This is a genomic window from Shimia sp. R9_1 (assembly GCF_017743775.1).
In the GTDB taxonomy this organism is placed as follows: domain Bacteria; phylum Pseudomonadota; class Alphaproteobacteria; order Rhodobacterales; family Rhodobacteraceae; genus Shimia.
This window is the reverse complement of sequence record NZ_JAGHRN010000001.1, coordinates 1,302,659-1,320,369: the sequence shown is the minus strand read 5'-3', so window position 1 is coordinate 1,320,369 and position 17,711 is coordinate 1,302,659. Positions and strand designations below refer to the sequence as shown.

Annotated in this window: 12 protein-coding genes; 2 read left to right on the top strand and 10 right to left on the bottom strand. The window is 60.0% G+C overall.

Annotated elements, in window-relative coordinates:
* Positions 1-2 precede the first annotated feature (2 nt).
* The gene (locus J7399_RS06320; RefSeq protein WP_209084677.1) at positions 3-1,136 is read right to left on the bottom strand and encodes a Gfo/Idh/MocA family oxidoreductase; all 1,134 of its coding nucleotides are present in this window, start codon (positions 1,134-1,136) and stop codon (positions 3-5) included.
* A gap of 192 nt (positions 1,137-1,328) precedes the next feature.
* On the opposite strand from J7399_RS06320, the gene J7399_RS06315 reads away from it, so the two are divergent.
* The gene (locus tag J7399_RS06315) at positions 1,329-2,081 is read left to right on the top strand and encodes a WecB/TagA/CpsF family glycosyltransferase (RefSeq protein ID WP_247742739.1); all 753 of its coding nucleotides are present in this window, start codon (positions 1,329-1,331) and stop codon (positions 2,079-2,081) included.
* Here J7399_RS06315 and J7399_RS06310 read toward each other — a convergent pair.
* From J7399_RS06310 to J7399_RS06300, 3 genes are read right to left on the bottom strand one after another with little or no spacing between them, the layout of a single operon-like run.
* On the bottom strand, positions 2,078-2,842 hold the full coding sequence (locus tag J7399_RS06310) for an SDR family oxidoreductase (protein WP_209084676.1): 765 nt from the start codon (positions 2,840-2,842) through the stop codon (positions 2,078-2,080). The two genes, J7399_RS06315 and J7399_RS06310, sit on opposite strands and share 4 nt — an antisense overlap.
* Entirely contained in the window at positions 2,835-4,421 is a 1,587-nt protein-coding gene (locus tag J7399_RS06305; RefSeq protein ID WP_209084675.1) for a GMC family oxidoreductase, read from the bottom strand. The genes J7399_RS06310 and J7399_RS06305 overlap by 8 nt, the downstream gene beginning before the upstream one ends.
* Complete coding sequence (locus J7399_RS06300; RefSeq protein WP_209084674.1) at positions 4,418-6,490, bottom strand: acyltransferase family protein; 2,073 nt, start codon at positions 6,488-6,490, stop codon at positions 4,418-4,420. Before J7399_RS06300 ends, J7399_RS06305 begins: the two co-directional genes overlap by 4 nt.
* A 169-nt stretch (positions 6,491-6,659) precedes the next feature.
* Between J7399_RS06300 and J7399_RS06295 the strand changes: the two genes are divergently transcribed.
* Positions 6,660-7,199 (top strand): serine acetyltransferase, encoded by a 540-nt coding sequence (locus tag J7399_RS06295; protein ID WP_247742738.1) that lies wholly within the window; start codon positions 6,660-6,662, stop codon positions 7,197-7,199.
* Between the two features lie 7 nt (positions 7,200-7,206).
* Here the strand turns inward: J7399_RS06295 and J7399_RS06290 are convergent, their stop codons facing one another.
* The 6 genes from J7399_RS06290 to J7399_RS06265 form a co-directional block, all read right to left on the bottom strand.
* Positions 7,207-8,712, bottom strand: a complete 1,506-nt coding sequence (locus J7399_RS06290; RefSeq protein ID WP_209084672.1) for a hypothetical protein — start codon at positions 8,710-8,712, stop codon at positions 7,207-7,209.
* A gap of 110 nt (positions 8,713-8,822) precedes the next feature.
* Positions 8,823-9,488 (bottom strand): sugar transferase, encoded by a 666-nt coding sequence (locus J7399_RS06285; RefSeq protein WP_209084671.1) that lies wholly within the window; start codon positions 9,486-9,488, stop codon positions 8,823-8,825.
* Between the two features lie 487 nt (positions 9,489-9,975).
* Positions 9,976-11,247, bottom strand: a complete 1,272-nt coding sequence (locus tag J7399_RS06280; RefSeq protein ID WP_209084670.1) for a Wzz/FepE/Etk N-terminal domain-containing protein — start codon at positions 11,245-11,247, stop codon at positions 9,976-9,978.
* Positions 11,248-11,322: 75 nt separating this feature from the next.
* On the bottom strand, positions 11,323-12,054 hold the full coding sequence (locus J7399_RS06275) for a 4'-phosphopantetheinyl transferase superfamily protein (RefSeq protein ID WP_209084669.1): 732 nt from the start codon (positions 12,052-12,054) through the stop codon (positions 11,323-11,325).
* On the bottom strand, positions 12,051-16,706 hold the full coding sequence (locus J7399_RS06270) for a MupA/Atu3671 family FMN-dependent luciferase-like monooxygenase (RefSeq protein ID WP_247742737.1): 4,656 nt from the start codon (positions 16,704-16,706) through the stop codon (positions 12,051-12,053). The genes J7399_RS06275 and J7399_RS06270 overlap by 4 nt, the downstream gene beginning before the upstream one ends.
* On the bottom strand, positions 16,703-17,710 hold the full coding sequence (locus tag J7399_RS06265) for a glycosyltransferase family 2 protein (RefSeq protein WP_209084834.1): 1,008 nt from the start codon (positions 17,708-17,710) through the stop codon (positions 16,703-16,705). The genes J7399_RS06270 and J7399_RS06265 overlap by 4 nt, the downstream gene beginning before the upstream one ends.
* Between the last annotated feature and the right edge of the window lies 1 nt (position 17,711).

The window sequence follows — 17,711 nt, the reverse complement described above, 5'->3', positions numbered from 1 at the left end:
CGTCAAACCGCCCATGGCATTGCAGGAATAGGGTCGCACCGTGTCGACATTTCTTGAGAGCCGCTGTCCGCTCCGGCGTTCTGAATGGCGAGAGTCACCTCGTTCAGATGCAGTGCGAAGTCTGCGCTTAACCGGCAAGGGCGCTCTTCGCGCAGCGCGTTCAGCATTTCCACCGGCCCCAGTGCAAAATTCATGGCGGCAGCGCCCCACCGCGCAACTTTCGGATGTGTGTCGCCAGACAGGCGCTGGCGTTTGCCAATCGGATGCTCCACCAGCCGCCGCCGCAAGGTGAACCGCTTGTGAAACCGCACCGCCGCTTCATTATCCCAGGCCTGTTTGACCTGCAGCACGCCTTTGTCGCCAAAGACCCGGATGCGATGATCATGGCTGCCGACAATCGAACAGGTCAGCCTTGCGGTGATGCCGTTCTCAAAAAAGAGCGTGGCGGTGGAAAAATCGGGAGTGCGGTGAACCCCTTTGTAAGGCACGCATTCCGCAGATGCCGCCACAACACGGCGCACAGTGCCAAACATCCCAATCAACCACGTGAGGTAGTAGCCTGCGTGCTCAAGCGTGCAACCCACCACAAATTCATCCTTCGCGGGCCAGGGCGCGCCGCTGTCGCTTTGCCAGCCGCCATAAGGCGCTTGCGGTACAAAGCCGTCATCAAGCTCCGCGTAAATCAGCCGCACAGATCCAGCCACATCCTCGCGGATGGCTTTGGCCAGGGTCTGGGCCGTCTCCCCCAGCACCGAGCAAGGAGCAGAGGCCAACATCAGCCCCTTTTCCGATGCCAGATCATGCAGGGCAATCGCCTCGTCCATTTCCATCGCCAACGGTTTTTCAGAATACACATGATGGCCAGCGTTCAGGCAGGTGCGGCTGATATCATAGTGCGCTGATGGGTTGGTCAGGTTGAGAACCAAGGAGCCTTTCGGCAGGTTCGCCAGAAAACGCTCCAAACTGTCAGCTTTGTGCAGGTTCCAATGGGACGCAAAACTCTGGAGCCGCTCGGGATCATGGTCATAAACTTGGGTCACCGCGACATCCGGATGCGCCGCAAAAGAACGCATATAAAGGTCGGCCACAAAGCCGCATCCGATAATGGAAACGCTGCGTGTCTTGCCGGCAGTCATAGAGCGAACCCTTTAGAAAGTAAGTACAATAAACTATAGGCTGCGCGCGGCCCGTTGCCACCATGGCGGGGATGGCTTCGCCGCGAGATGTGACCCAATAGAACCACTTGCCGCAAATTCAGACGCCCGCTTGTGACAGGTAAAAATACTTGGTGATAAGTTCTGCAAAACCCTTAAGGCAGCGGCGGTTTCTTGCAGTTTTCCACGATCACAAAGCCGGTCTCGGTCAATATCGCCACCATGACAGCGCTGCAATCTGCGGTGCAGGCGCGGTTTGCGGCGGGGGATGGGTTTGCTTTGGCGACGGTCAATCTCGATCATCTGGTCAAGCTACGCAAAGATGTGGCCTTTTGTGAGGCCTATCTGGCGCAGGATTTTGTTGTTGCAGATGGCAATCCAGTCGTCTGGCTATCGCGTCTCGCAGCCAAGCCAGTGGCGCTTCTGCCGGGCGCTGATCTGGTGCTTCCTCTGCTGCAATGGGCGGCGCAAGCGCAGGTGCCGGTCGCGCTGATCGGCAGCACGGAGGCCGCCCTTCAGGCCGCGGCAGCCGCGTTGAAAGAACAGGTGCCGGATGTTGAGATTGTCGCCACGCTGGCGCCGCCGATGGGGTTTGATCCTGACAGTGAAGCGGCCGAAGCGCTTCTTCAACAGGCGGCTGATGCGGGCGCGCGTATGACCTTTCTGGCTTTGGGGGCACCAAAACAGGAACGCCTCGCTGCGCGCGGGCGGCAGATTGTGCCACATATGGGGTTTGCCAGTATCGGGGCCGGGTTGGATTTCTGGGCAGGAACACAGCACCGCGCCCCCCTTTGGGTGCGGAAACTGGCTCTGGAATGGCTGTGGCGCGCGCTGGGCAACCCGTCACGTTTGGCTGGTCGCTATCTGCGTTGTTTCGCCATTTTGCCCAACCTGCTGATCGACGCGTTGAACCAGCGGAGGGTCTAAAGTACGATCCGTCGAGGCTGACGGCGTTGCATGCGGATCAAGTCCTTCACACGCCCCTTGAGGCCACGTGGCGGCAAAACCTCTCGGTCCCGATCAAACACCGCGCCGTTCAGGCTGGGATCATTCCACAATGCCAGGGCTGCGCCCCACTCTGCCGCCAACGTTGGGTCAATGCCGTCTTCCAGTCCCATATCGGTGCGCAGAATGCCGGGCATCCAGGTGTTGATCACAATCTTTGGCAACCGATCTCCCAAATCTGCGACCAATGCCCGCGAAAAGCTGCTCACCGCCCCTTTTGAAACACTATAGGCCGCGCTGCAGGGCAGGGGGTGCAAATCGGCAAAGCTGCCGACATTCAGAATGCGGCCATGTCCAAGCGCCGTCATGTCCTTGAGCGCCTCAGACGTGCCATTCACCACGCCCCCCAGATTGACCGCCATTGTGTGCATAAAGCTTTCAGGCGTTTCATCGAGAATATCGCGGTGCGGATAGACCGCTGCGTTGTTGATCAGGATCGAAACCGCCCCATGCTGCCGCACGGTGCCAAAGGCGGTGCGCACCGCGTCAGGATCCGCAACATCCGCAACGATGGGGAGGAACTGTGCACCGGCAAGCACGGCCGTTTCTTCAAGCTTTTCAGCGCGCCGTCCCAAACCGGCAACGGTGATGCCTTTGGCTGTCAGCGCAATAGCCAACGCACGCCCAAGCCCCGATCCGGCCCCCGTCACCACGGCAATCCGCTCAGCTTTCTGTTCAGCCATCCGGTCTGTCCTCCGCTTCAAAACTGTCGGCGATCACATCCCCCACTCTCAAGGCATTGGCGGCGATGGTCAGGCTCGGGTTTACCCCCATCGACGTCGGCATGAAACTCGCATCCACCACCCAGAGATTACGCACCCCATGCACCGCGCAATTGCGATCCAGCACCGAAGTTTGCGGATCGACACCAAATCGTAACGTGCCGCAGGGATGCCCAAAGTTCAGCTCGGGACCAGCGCCGACAAACATCATCGGCAGACCTTTTAGGCTTTGGCGAAGCGCCTTGCGAAAGGCTGCGCGGCGGGCGAGCAGCTCAGGCGCCATTGTGTAAGAAATCGCCAGACGGCGTGGATCTTTTGGGTCAAGCACCACGCGATTTTCCATCTTTGGCGGATCCTCCAGAATCCCGACAAAGAGCTTGGCGCTGCCAAAGAGCTTTGCCGCGAGTGCCGCTGGCAGGCGCAGAAAGGGCTTCACAGCGCGCAGATGCCGCAGAGGGCTGCGTTCAAATGCCATGTTCAGATAATGCAGGATCTCCCCATACCGCGCCTCAACACCCATGGCCTGCACCATGCCAAACCGCTCCCCGTTTTTGTGATAGAGATCGCGAAACGCCACTGCTTTGCTCGCGCCAATGCTCTTTGCGCCGCGCTTGGGCCACAGCAGGAACATCTCATTGAGATGAAACATCAAATTGCGCCCGACCATTCCGCTTTGGTTGCCCAGGTCACCCGAGGCCATGAGCACACGCGGCGAATGCAGCGCCCCCGCCGACAATACGTATCCCCCCGCGCTCAACTCGGCCTCTTCACCCGATTTGCGCAGGCGCAGTGCCGTGACCCCGTCACCCTGATGGAGAATTTCTGTGACCTCACAAAGATCAATCAAGGCGGCCTTGCCGGTTGCCAGAGCCGGTTCCACCCCGGCTGAGCGGCCGTCCATTTTGTAGTCATGAGGGCATTTGCGGCCCAGGTAATCAGCTCCACGGATGCTGTCCTTGAGTGCCAAGTGGCCTTTGTAGGGATGCAGCCCGGCCGATTGCATGGCGTCAAAAAGCGCCTGATCCGCCGCGGACATGGGCGCGCTATCTGGGATTTGAGACGGCTGCCCCAAAGGATCATCCGTGCCACAGACGTGATACATCGCTTCTGCCGCATCAAAATAAGGCGCCATCTCCGCATAGGACACGGGCCAACCGCCAGTGGGGTGTGGCGTCTCAGCGCTGTGATCCAGATCATGCGGCGCCGGGCGTTCCAACGCTGCGGCATAAAACACTGAACTGCCGCCGACGCCTGCGCCAAGAGGCGCGTTGAATGTGGTTGAAAGGCCGTTCACCGTGGCTTCCAGCGGCTCCGGCCAATAGCCGCGCACCAGCCGCGCTTCCCGATCCCAAATGTCGGGGTTGAGGTCATGCTCCTCCGCGCGCACCCCAATTGGCCCGCGTTCCACAAACAAGACCGACAGCCCGCGCTCCGCCAGCCGCCTGCCAATGGTGCCGCCTCCCATGCCCGTGCCAATCACGATCACGTCCCAAGTGCGCGCGATCGCTTCGGTTAGAGAAATCGGGGCGGTGGTGGTCATCCCGGATGCCACGTCATGACAGGGTAAAACACCGCGCGCATCCGGCGCGCCGCCGCGTTGGTGACATGGTTGTTGTCAAAATACTGCCCCACGCCTCCCTGCACTGCGTCACACAGGAACGGATCACAAAACCAATCCCATGTGTCGAGAATTTGCGCGCCACTCCGGCTGAGCGCCTCATTGGCCCCCGCGGCACGGCGCTCTGCATTTGTCACGCTGATCTGTCCGATCCGACGCGCAAGTTGCGCCGTCAGCCGCCCATGCACCAAAGCCCGCGCAATATCGGGTGCCTTGTAGTAGGCGATTTCCGGCGGTTGGCGCAGCACATAGACATCGCGATCGAGCTGCGCGATCTCTTCAGTTGTGGCGGCCAGCGCCTTGGCCAGCAATCTGTCTTGTGTCATCGGGCCCAGGGCCTCGCTGCGCAAACGGATGGTGTTGTGCATGTCGTTTCCGCTGCCTTCCCCCGTGGCGTAATAGGCCCAGCGTCCGATCAGCAACACATCGCGCAGATCAGGCATCTCCTGCAGCGCAGCTCTGATCTGGCGGTTTGCCGCTGCGCAGGCCGCGTCTTGGGCGCGGGTGGCAGCGCTTTCCTGTTTGGTAACGTCAAACAGAGGCGCACAGCCTGCGCGCCAAATCACCAGCCCGCTGCGTTTGGTCTCATGGGCCGCCTGATCCAACCCCTCAAAATAAGCCCGTACGTGGCTGTCACCCCAAACGATCAGGTTGTGATGCGCGCTCTCAGGCCCGATCGGGCACACCTCCAGCCCTTCAAACGGGCCGTCTTTTGGCACGTAGCAGCGGGAGAAATCCTGAAGGAAGTCGCCCGTCGCGGCAATGTGCATCTGGGATTGTGTATCAAAGCGCTGCGGCAATCCATCGGTGCGGTAGATCACCCATGAGAAGCTCACCGCGAGTGCCGAGGCGGCCACCAATGCGCTCAGCAGAGACCAGCTGGCCAGCTGTGTTGCTTTGCGCACGGGCTGTTCCACAAACCGCCATGACAGCGTCGCCAAAACGAAGGAAATCGAAATCCAGAGCGCGGTCTCGGCGGGCCCGGCGTAGCTGCCCTGCAGATAGGTTGTCAGCGTGTAAACAGGCCAGTGCCACAAATAGAGCGAGTACGAGATCAGGCCGATCAATACAGGCACGCGCATTGACAGCACGCGGTTGACCCAATTGTCCTCCTGCCCGTTGGCAATCAACATCACCGTGCCCAGCACCGGCGCGATCACCTGCCATCCGGGAAACCCGCTGCCTGCCTGCACAAACAGAATGGAGACACCCAAAAGCAAAAGGCCAACCCAGCTGATGGCCTGATGTTCGCGCATCAGGTCGGGGCGCTCATGGCGCAAAACAGCAAGGCCCACGCCCGCCAGCAGCTCCCAAGCGCGGAACGGAAACAGATAAAACGCGGCAGGATGGGCGCGCGGGGTCATGATCAGATTGCCCAGCAGCGACAGCACAAAACAGCTTGCCAAGGCGATCCAAAGCCCCCGTGCGCTGCGGGCGAAAATCAGAAACAGCAGCGGCAGAAACACATAGAATTGCTCTTCAACCGAGAGCGACCATGTGTGCAGCATAATCTTTTCTTCTACAGCTCCATCAAAATATCCGGCCTGCCGATAAAACATCACATTGGAGAGATAGACAGTCGCGGCTACCACGCCTTTTGCGGTTTCGCGGAAATCGGAGGGCAAAAGGATCAGCGCACCAATCGTGAGCACTGCAAAAGCCATCACAAAATAGGCTGGTGCCAGCCGCCGGATGCGCCGCATATAAAACTGCCCTAGCGCCAGCCGCCCGGTTTCCTGATGCTCGCGCCACAGAAGGCCGCCGATCAGAAACCCCGAGACGACAAAGAAAATGTCGACCCCGACAAAACCGCCCCCAAAACCGGGCACGCCAAAGTGATAAAACACCACAGCGAGCACTGCGATGGCGCGCAGGCCGTCGATCTCTCTGCGGTGATACGGCCCGCCCAACGCCTCTGCGCGCGGGGTATCGGCCTCGTTTGTTTTCTCTTCCGGCTGATCCGAAATGTCTTTGTTTAGGGCACGTTGCATGCGCGCGGTGTTCCTTGCGTCAGATGGGTCTTGGCGCACAGAGAACACCTCTGTGCAGTGGGGGGCAAGCTTCGCCTGACGCCATAGTAACGTTGCTTTATTAAAGAGGTTTTGCGACAACGCTTTGAAATGCGCATGGATGTGTTTTGCGCCCTTTGGAGAGCCAGATTTGCAAGACCCTACGCAGGTTTCCGCAACCACACCGGATTGGAGCCGGGAGCAGATCTCCCGTTTCTGGGACCCTGCGCCAAAGCTGTTGCGCGCGATCCGCCGCTATCAGGCCGCACGTGCCAAGGGGGGCATCTGGGGCGGATTGGTCTCCAAATACTGGGTTCTTGTGCATCGCTTCTGGTCGCTGATCACCCAATCCGAAATCCATCTCAATATGGCCATCGAAGGTGGCCTGCGCCTGCCGCATCCCACAGGCATTATTGTGCATTCCAGCGCTAGAATTGGCCCGAATTGCCAGCTCATGCATCAGGTCACTCTTGCCGGCACGGTGGTGCTGGAGGGGCATGTGGATGTGGGGGCGGGCGCCAAACTGATCGGCCCTCTGGTCGTGGGGCGTGATGCGGAAATTGGTGCCAATGCGGTGGTCACGACAAATGTCCCCGCTGGTGCGGTGGTCGGCGGTGTGCCCGCGCGGCTGCTTAAAATGAAACCCGGCTATGAGGCGGCTGCGCAAGGCAAGGCACAAACGCGCCACTGATACGGCCCTAAAGAATGGTGCGCGGACGTTCTTTTTGCGCCTGATCCGCGTTTGTGCCTTGTGGCGCATCCGATGTCTGCGCGCCGTGCAAACGCGCGCGTGCCATGCGTTCCGCATGACCAAACAGTGTCCCGGCAATCAGCCAAGTCGTCGGGGTCAGCGTGGCGTTGGGGAGCATATCGATCATGTTAAAGCCCAGCATTACCGCAAGCGGCCCGATATAGGGGGACAACCCGTCCTCCGATGTGTCGCGTGCTGAAGGCGCATCTAGCAGCTTATAAGATCTCTCTGAGCGCAGCCGGTCCTGCTCCTGCACATGGGCGTGGCGTAGCTCTCTGGAAATCAGCCAGATCGGCAGCGCCATCAGGCCAAATTGCGCTAGATAGCCGACCCAGCCCCAGACCCCAATCACGATGATCCAATAGCCGTCAGACACCGTGGTGATCGCGCCCGTGGTGCTGTCGCGCAAATGATTGCGCCCCCAAATGCCCCATCCAAATAGCGGCTTCTCCATGGCGCGCTCAAACAGAATGTCTTCGTTCACAATCCGGAAATTCAGCGAATGGGCCCGCTCCGCACTGACCGCTTCGGCCTGTGCTACAATCGCGTCACTCGGCACCAGATTGGCAAGCTTCAGCGCCGGATAAAACAACATCAACGCTGCCAACAAGGCGGCCACGCGCACCTGCGCACGCCGTCTCATGAATAGGATGACACAGCCCGCCGCCGCAGCATAAACCAGCGTTGCCAGCGTTTTGCACAACACCAGCACAGCTGCCAGGTAGAGCGTCGCAAGCAAGAATTTCGCCCGCATCTGCCCGCTATCCGCTCGCCACAAAGCAAGTGCTGCGAGCAACGCTGTCAGGACAAAATACGCCAGCCAAATCCCATGGTAGAGGAACACCATCGGGCGATATCCACCACCGCGAATGGTTTGCGAAAAGAGGTGCTGATAATAGCCGTAAACCCAATTGTTGAGCTGCGGGCTGAGCCGGACCTCCAGCAAAATGGGCAGCGAATACGCCAACCCGCCAATCATCAGCGCGATCAGTAAATCTCGTTGATCCGCGCGAGTCTGCAAGAGCGCCCGCGCCAGCAGAAAGCCGATCACCAGAATGAAATTGTTGATCGGCTGCGCCACCGCATCCTGCAGGTACAATCCGCGAATGAACATCTCGGTGAAAATCAGCGGCTCGCCATTGCTCAGCACCGTTGCCACCGGACTCAGCACAAAAATCGCCAGAAGCCAGCGCGCGAGCACACTATCGGGCAGCAGCTTTGGCCGCTGCGGTAGCACGAAGACCACCACGATCAGGATTGCCAGATTGGGCAGGCTGGTTTTGTCCAGCGCGGGCATAAGAGGGAAGTCAAACTCGGCCGGTGGTGGGGGCAGCAGCAAATAGGCCCCAAGCAATGACCAGATCAACGCCCGCCCGGGCGGCAGGCTGACAAACAGCCGCCAAATCACCACCGGCCAAAGCATCAGCATCAGGGTGGCAAGAATATTGGGCATCAGGCGGGGGCCTTCCTCGTCAGCTTTGCGGGTTTTGCGGGCAATGCGCGAAGCCGCCGGTCTCTGACGCCACCTTAAGCTGCAGCGTCAGAGCTGTCAGCCGAAGCAGATCAGCGGCCGGTGGCGGCTGTCACCACGGCCACAGTGCGCAGAATGATCTTCAGATCCGTGCGCAGCGACAGCGCGCGGTCATAGTGGCTGTCGTGGATGGCGCGCTCGGCAAAGCTGCATTCGTTGCGCTCAGAAATCTGCCAGAAACCAGTGATCCCGGGGCGCAGGGCGTAATAAGCTGCACCCGGATAAAGTGTGGCTTGCTCTGGCATCATCGGGCGCGGCCCAACCACGGACATGTCGCCCATCAGCACGTTAAAGAACTGCGGCAGCTCATCCATCGAGGTTTTGCGGATGATCCGGCCAAGCCGCGTAATCCGGGGATCATCGGTCAGCTTTTGCTTGTCTTCCCACTCCATGCGGGCTTTGGGGTTGCGCTTCAAAAGCTCTTCCAGCTCGCGCTCCGCATTGGGAACCATCGAACGGAGTTTGAGCATGTAAAACCGCTTGCCGTTTTTCCCGATGCGTTCCTGCCGATAAAACGGCGCGCTGCCATCCAGCGAGATCAACAGCGCCAGCAGTGCGATGACAAGGCTCACCGGCAGCGCCACAATCAGCACAAACATCACGTCACAAAACCGCTTAAACCCGCTTCGGTAGATCCCGTGCCTGTTTGGGGTTAGCACAAACCCCTGCGCAAAATCGTCCCGCGAATAAATCGCCATTTGTTTCATCCCCAAAACACACCGGGGAGGGCATCATCGAACACAAAACATCACTGTGGTCGGTCCCATGCGGTTCCGACAAATCCGTCATTCTGAGCTGTTTTGAAAAAGAGGTCCCTATCAGCAGGGATCAGTCACAGTGTCGTCCTTAGTCTTAGTTCTTCAGATGCTCCTCCAAGGAAGCGCCCACCCAAGGTCAAACTTTAGCCACAATTTTCCAGAAATCCACCTTAACTTAAGTATAGATTTGGCTAAATAGTTGAAAATAAGCACTTCTGTTGGGTGTGGGGTCGCTAGAAACTGACATATTGGTTAAAATTGAAGTCAGCTTCTCTGGCGCCGGTGTCCGCATTGGAAACGATGCTTCTGAGGGTGGTGTTATTGTTTCAGATTGCTCAGGTGAGGGCGCACGGGCGCGATCAAAAAAGCACAGGGTGATTCGGCGAAAATCCGCCCATGACCGCCAAATTTGACCGAATTGTGGCGCTCAGCTGCTGAGGTTCAAGATCGCCGTGGCCAGCACGCCAAAGGTTGCGATCAGTGCTGTAAATCGGGCGACTGAGCTCAAGGTTTTGAGCCGCCTTTGTTTGGGTGTTTGCAGCACCGGAATTGCAGCCACGGCGCGCAGCCGCAGTTGTCGTTCCAGTTGTCCGCGGGTCCAGATCACCGGGCTGCGCATTTCAATCAACAGCACAAAGCTGATGGCGACCATCACGCTCAGCAATCCGCCCATCGCGAGAATGCGTTTGCGCGACGGAGCGACAGGCCAATCCGGCGGCAAGGCTTTTTCCAGAACGGTAAAGCTTTCCGACTGTTGGCTCGCTTCCAGCATCTGCTGCATCTCGGCTTCGGCCTTGCCTGCCGTGATTGCCTGATATTGCTCTTCCAGTTTCGCAAGCTGCCGCTCCAGCTTGCCATATTGCTGTTCCAGTCGCGGCGTATCTGCCAGCGCGGCCTCAATCTCGGCAATTTCCAGTTGATAGAGCGCAGCCTCTTCCTTCAGGCGGCGCACACGCTGTGCGCGCACCGAATTGCCGCCGGAAGCTGCACTTTCATTCTCAAGGATTTGACGCTGCACTTCGAGTTCGATCTGCTGGAGATCCACAAGCCGCGTCCGCAGCGCCTCCACCCCGCCAGACAGCAAAACGGCATTGTCCCGTTTGTAATCAGCGATCTGCGTTTCCATGGCGGCAATACCCGCCCCGACACGGCGCTCCTCACTGTCAAAGAAATTCAGCGTTTCGGTGATACGTGCGATGCGGCGCTGATCTTCCTGTTCCAGCACATTGTTAACCAGCTCGTTGGCTACATTGGCGGCGAGCACCGGGTCTGTCATCCGCACCGTCACCAGAAGGGCGGACGGGCTGATATCCTGACGCCAGCGGAATTCTGGGTTGATGATATGCACCACCCGCGCAGTTTCGCGCAGCAGGGCCACCTTTTGCATCTCACTCAGGTCAGAGTCGCGATAGAGCCCAAACTTCTGGATGATGGTCAACAGGTTGTCCCGCGCCATCACACGCTGCTCCACGATCTGCAGCTTTTGCAGCATGTCCGCGTTCAACGCACCCGGCGTGGTGCTGCCGGTTTGGATGGAGGGCTGCTCGATCTGAATGGTGGCGGAGGTTTCGTATTCTCGCGGCAGGCTCAGCACATAGGCAAGGGAGATCAGCAGCCCAGCGGCAATCACACTGACCCACAGAAACGACCTTCTGCGCAACATTCCCAGCACTTCAGCAATAGACTGGATCTTATCCATGCCCGTCCTCAAACCTTCCAGCGGCGCGACTCAGACTCCGCGCTCTTGATGTCCTTTTATGGCGTGTGAATATGGTTATCCCATGGCGCAAAAGGGGAATTCGGCATTTTCCGTCGCCGCGTGCGCGCCTATGGCGACCAAAGCAAACATATGACCACCGGCTTCCCCCACCTGTCCACACAGCGTGGCATTGGCCGGAACACTTCCGACATCTCTCGTAAAGCGCGCGGTGAAATGAGTGCTGGTTTCAGACCATGTGACCTCAAGAGCCGCAAAGTCAAAAAGACAGCCCGTCAAAGGATACTGCGCCTTGAAAACCGCTTCCTTGGCGCAAAACAGCCGTCTTGCATGCAGCGCGCGCAAGTCGGCAGGGAGCGCAGGCAACCGGTCCAATTCGTGTTGGGTGCAAACCACGTCGATCACATCCGCCGGGAGCGCCTCCGCTGGCTCGACATCCACACCCAAGGCGTGAAAGTCCTCCTGCCGTCCAAGGACCGCGATGCAGCTGGTTCCGTCATGACTGATCGAGCCGGTCAAACCCTCTGGCCAGATGGGCGCGCGGTCTTGTCCTGCCGGTATCGCCTGTTCTGCGACGTCCAGATCACGCATTGCCATGCGCGCGGCATGACGCCCCGCCGCAAATTCACGCCGCCGTGCGGGCACTGCTTTGGCGATCGCTGGCGCCTCTTCGGGCCAGACCACCGCCAGCGACCCTCTCGGATCACTGACCGCTACGGCCACCGCGTTGGGCGCAATCCGTGCAAGCTCCTGTTGCAGCGCGATCAGCGATGGCGCGATCGGATTCATGACACGCGCGCGCGCCTCTGTGCGCGCATCTCCCGCCGCTTGCGCATGATTTCTGCGCGGCTGTTGCTAAGCGTCTCCCGTTCTTCTTGGGGTTCCGCCTCGGGGTCATCCTGAGGGGAAACGATCCCCAAAAGCGCCTGCACCCGCGCCGCCAACCCCGCCAGAGTGGGGAAGCGGAACACATCGGTGATCGACAATTGGGCCGCGCCCGAGCGGTTGCGGATCTCCCGATGCGCTTGCACTGCCAACAGACTGTGCCCGCCAAGGTCAAAGAAGTTGTCACCGCCTTGGATCTCGGCCACGCCCAGAACCTCCTCCCAGACATCTGCCACCAGTTTGAGGATGTCGCCACCCGCCGGATTCTCCGGGGCCGTCGCAGGATCAGCCGCCTTTGGAGGCGTTGGTCTGGTCTGTGTGTGCGGCGCGGGCAGTGCCTTGCGATCCACCTTTTTGTTCGGGGTCAGCGGGAAAGCATCCATCGTGACATAATGCTGAGGTCGCATGAAACTTGGCAGCGTTTCACTCACAGCGGCACGGATATCGGCCTCTTCAGGCACAGCCCCGCGCAGATAAGCCACCAGCCGCACATCGTCGGGCACATCCTCGCGGGCGATCACCACGGCCTGCACAATACCGCCAATTTCCTCAAGCCGCGCTTCGATTTCACCAAGCTCGATGCGATAGCCGCGCAGCTTCACCTGATGATCCACACGGCCGAGGAAATCGAGTTTGCCGTCCTCGCGCCAGCGCACCAGATCGCCGGTCCTGTAAACCCGCCCATCCCCAAAGGGGTTGTCGACAAACCGCTCCGCCGTCAGCGCCGCGCGTTGCCAATAGCCCCGAGTCACCCCTTTGCCGCCAATCCACAGCTCGCCGGGCACACCCACGGGCACCGGAGCGCCTGCCTCGTCCACAACATAGACCTGCGTATTGGCGATGGGTGTCCCCACATTGACCACATCCTCAGCCTCATCAGCTTGGGAGGTCGTGGACCAGATGGTCGTTTCCGTTGGCCCATACATATTCTGGATGTCAGCCTTGGTTGCGGTCTTGAGATCGGCCACCAGATGGCCCGAAAGGGCCTCCCCGCCAATCATCAAATGGCGCAGCCCCGCCAGCGCAAACCGCGCTTCGGCATTGTCGGCCAGCATGCGGGCCATTGATGGGGTGCATTGCAGATGGCTCACCTGATGGCGTATCATCTGTGCGGCGATTGACACATCTTCCGGATCCAGCGCGCCACCTTCATGGCAGTGCTGCACAACCTCCGCCAGCGGTTTGAGACCCTGCAGAACGGTCTCCGGCGCGATGCCATAGTCGATCAGACAGGCGATCTCCGTCACACCGATGCTCTTGACCTGCGCCACCCGCTCCAGCGCATCCTCGATGGTGCCAAACAGCCCGCTTTCCTCAAAGTAGCGCTGGAAAGCAAAGTCCAGAATGCCTTCAAGCTCCTCGCCGGTCAGGCTCCCAAGATCAAGCTGGAACGCATTGTCCACGCCCTCCGGTCGCTTGAACGCCGGAAATGCCCAGGCATATTGCTTGATCAGCCCAGCGGCTGAGCGCAGGTAGTCTTTCATCGGTTCCCGCGCGATCTCGCGCGCGGTGTCCCGGTCTTCGGCCAGAAAACTGTGCAGCATCAGCGTGACTTTGAAATCCGCCGGATCATGGCCCGCCTCACGCAGCGCAGCATGATAAAGCGTGATCTTCTCGCCCACCTCCTCAATGCTTTGGCCCAGCAGATGCGTCAGCACATGGCACCCGTTGCGCCCAGCTTCCTGCCAGGTTTCCGGGTTGCCCGCCGTGGTCACCCAAAGCGGCAGCTCCTTGGAAACGGGGCGCGGCTGCGTCACCACCGGATGCAGGCTGCCGTCCTGCTTGGGAAAGGAGACCTCTTCGCCGCGCCACAATTTGCGCAGCGCGCCCATCTGCTCAAACATCGCGGGTTTGTTCGCGGGCGGTGTGTTCTCCGGACGCAGCACAAAATCATCAGGTTGCCAGCCGCTGGCAATTGCCAGTCCCGCGCGCCCGTTGGTGAGATTGTCGATCACCGCCCATTCTTCGGCAATCCGTGCCGTATGGTGCAGCGGCGCGACGCAGGAGCCTGCCCGCACGCCGATCTGTTTGGTCACAGCGGCCACTGCTGCACCGGTCACAGACGGGTTGGGGTAGGGCCCGCCAAAGGCATGGAAATGTCGCTCCGGCGTCCAGACCGCGCAGAAGCCATTGGCATCTGCAAATTTCGCACCTTCGAGCAAAAGCTCATATTTCTTTTCGCCCGCGCCATCATCATTGCCCCAATAATAGAGCGAGAACTCCATCTCGCCTTTGGGTGTAGGTAAGCGCCCGCTTGAAATCTGGGTGGATGTTTCATCGCCTGACAGCACGAGCTTGAAGCCCCGAGACAGGGTCCAAAACAGCTCCAGAACCGAAATATCAAACGACAGCGAGGTGACCGCCATCCAGGCATCGCCTGCCTGATAAGGGATGCGCGCGTCCATCCCGGCAAAGAAGTTGGCCACGTTGCCATGCTCTACCATCACGCCTTTGGGGATGCCGGTGGAGCCGGAGGTGTAGATCAGATAGGCGAGGTCTTCTCCTTGGGCGACCAGATCAGGATTACCGCTTTCTGCATCCGCCAGACGCGCGTCGGTATCCATCTCAAGCACTTGGGCCTGATGGCTGGGCAACGCGCGGGCCAAGGCAGCCTGCGTGACGATCACGTCACATCCGCTGTCTGAAATATAATGCGCCAAACGCTCTGTGGGGTAGGTCGGGTCCATCGGCACATAGGCCCCGCCTGCCTTCAAGATCCCGAGCACGGCCACCACAAGCTCCGTAGACCGACGCAGGCAAAGCCCGACCAGCGCGCCGCGGTCCACCCCCATGTCACGCAGAACATGTGCGGCCCGGTTGGCGCGCGCGTTGAGTTCGGCGTAGCTCAGGATCTCATGGCCAAACACCAGTGCAGGCGCATCGGGCGTTTTGGCGACCTGCGCCTCAAACTGCGCGACCATAGTCAAATCCGGATCAACCGCGGCTTCTGTGTCGTTCCAGTCGTTTAAGATCTCCGCACGTTCTTCTTCTGAAAGGGCGCCTGCCTGAGCAACCGTTTCAGCGCTCGCAAGTTGCGAGGCGACCTGCTCCAAGCGCGCCGCCATCTTCGCCGCCTGTTCCGGCTCGACCCGTTTGGCGTCAAAATGCAACGCCGCTGTCCCGTCTTTGACGGCCACGGTCATCGCTGCGCCTCCAATGGGTCCGCCGCCCAGATGTACCGCTATATCGGGCACTTGCAGGGCGGAAAGCGCAGGATCGCGTGCAATCAGATCGCGGGCAAAGCCACCGCTGTCGTCCGCTTTGGTCACCAGCGCAGCCATCCGCGCATCTGCTTCTGCGGTGGTATCGCTCATTAGATCGCTGGGCAGCCGCATTGGTACCCATGGGCAAACCAAAGCTGTCGCAGACAGTGTCGGGCCGCGATAGGCCACGCCGCAGACCTCTGCAACGCCTGATCTCAGCGCCCATACCGCCACAGCTGTCAGAACGCTTTCGGCAGGTGTCTCGGACAGATTGAGCGTCAGGCTTTGCATCTCCGCTTTCGCATTGGCATCGCTTGCCATAGGCAGCGTGGCGGGCACAAATTCCGCCAGGCGTTCGCGCCAGTATGGCTCCGCCTTTGCCACCGGCATCATGGCGGCGGTCCAGGCCTCGCGCGCCTTAAGGTCGAGCGAAGACAAAACCTCGCCCCCCCGCAACACAGACGAGAGGCTGAGCTGCGCGCCGTCCAGATCTGTCAGCCCGCCCAGCCGCACCGCGCCTTCACCGCAAGCGATGGTCAGGGTGTCGTTGTCAAAAGCGAGCACAGTGCCCGCGGCAGCGGCTGTCGGGTTTGCAACGGGATCGGCGGTGCTGACCAACAGGATGCGATCCACAGCCGCGATTTTCGGGGCCCAGAGCGGATTGTAGTAATCCCCGTGATCCAGTGCCCGCACCAACGCCACAATCGCCTGCGCGCTGTTTGTGAAATCAAGCCGTCCGCCCGCTTCAGGGCGCGCAGTCCGACCAAAATAGCTGCGCGCGCCCAGATCCTGCGCCTCTGCATCCGGCAGCCCCGCTGCCAGAGCGTGCACCACATCCGGAAAACTCTCCATCGCTGCGGTGTAGCATTTGGTGTTCAGCGTCAGCGCAGTGTCACTCTCGGCGACATCAAACAGGCGCTGGGCCACGATTTTGCCGGTGTCGGCCTGCGCCTCCATCGTGTGCCAGGTGATGCCGTGACGCGGCTCCTGATGGATGCGTGCCCAGACCGGCGCATTCAGGCCAGCATATTGGGGCAGCGGCCCATCGTGAAAATTCACAGCGCCCTGAGAGGGCAGATCCAAAACCGCTTGCGGCAGCATATCCAGATTGGCGACACTCAGCAGCCAGTCAAATTCAACGCCGCTCAGCGCCGCCACCAAATCCTCATCTGAGGAGAGCATCCGCAGCCCTTCGGCCTCGGCCCACTGGCGAATGTTTGCTGTCCTTGTGACCACCGCCTCAAGACTGTGTCCCATGTCCCGCCAAAGGCTCGCGCATTGCACAAGCAGGCTCTCATTGCCAATCATGACGCCGCGCATGGGCGGGCGATCCATCAGCCGATCAAGGCTCATTTGACAGCCTCCTCAATTGGGGGCAGGGCCGGTGTCTTGGCATCTGCCGCGCCCGGTGCGCTTGGCCACATCCGAACTGCATGGGCGATCAAATCCCGCAGAAAATACTCAGGGTCACGGCGCGGCTTGCGCCCGACAGCGCGCCGCAGTTTCCAAAGCAGGCTGCCAAGCACATGGGCCACCGTCGCCGCTACGGCGTAGGCGGTGCCGTGGTTCTTGCGGAAATAATGCTGCCTGCTGTCAAACCAATACTGCGGCATCCGCTGCCAGTTTTTCATTCCGGTGGAGACCGAGCCGATATGCGTGACCTCACTCGCGCGCACATAGTCCACATGCCAACCGGCCCGCCGCGCGCGCAGGCACAGATCGGTCTCCTCAAAATAGAGAAAAAACGTCTCATCAAAGAGGCCGATGTCTTCCAGAACCTGCCGCCGCATCATCATCGACGCCCCCGCGAGCCAATCCACCCGCGTGGTTTTTGTCGGGAGGGGCAGCGGCACCACATGGCGCGCAAACAGCCGCGTGATCAGGCCGACCCGCGCAGCGCCCTCAAGCTCGCTCCAGACCGACGGGAAACGGAACGCCGTGATATGCGGCGCTTGATCTTCGCCATGGATGTAGGAGCCGGCAAAGCCGCACTCCGGTGTTTGATCCAGATGATCCACCAGCGCCGCAATGCTCCCCGCGTCCGGGAAAGCGTCAGAGTTCAGGATATAGATGTAGTCAAAGCGGCGCTGGGCCAATCCATGCCGCATGCCAAAATTATTGCCCGCGCCAAAGCCCCCGTTGTGGCCGGATTGCACGACCTCAACGCGCCCCTGCGCCCAATTTGCCGCCGCAACCGCGTTGCGCATCTGTTCAAAGGAGCCATCACCGCTGTCGTTGTCGACAATCACGATATGCCCTTCAAGCTGCGCCATTTCCCGTGCCGCAGCCTGCGCCGCCTGCAGCGTCATCTCCGGTGTGCGCCAGTTGAGGATGACAGTCAGCACAGAGGAGGGCATA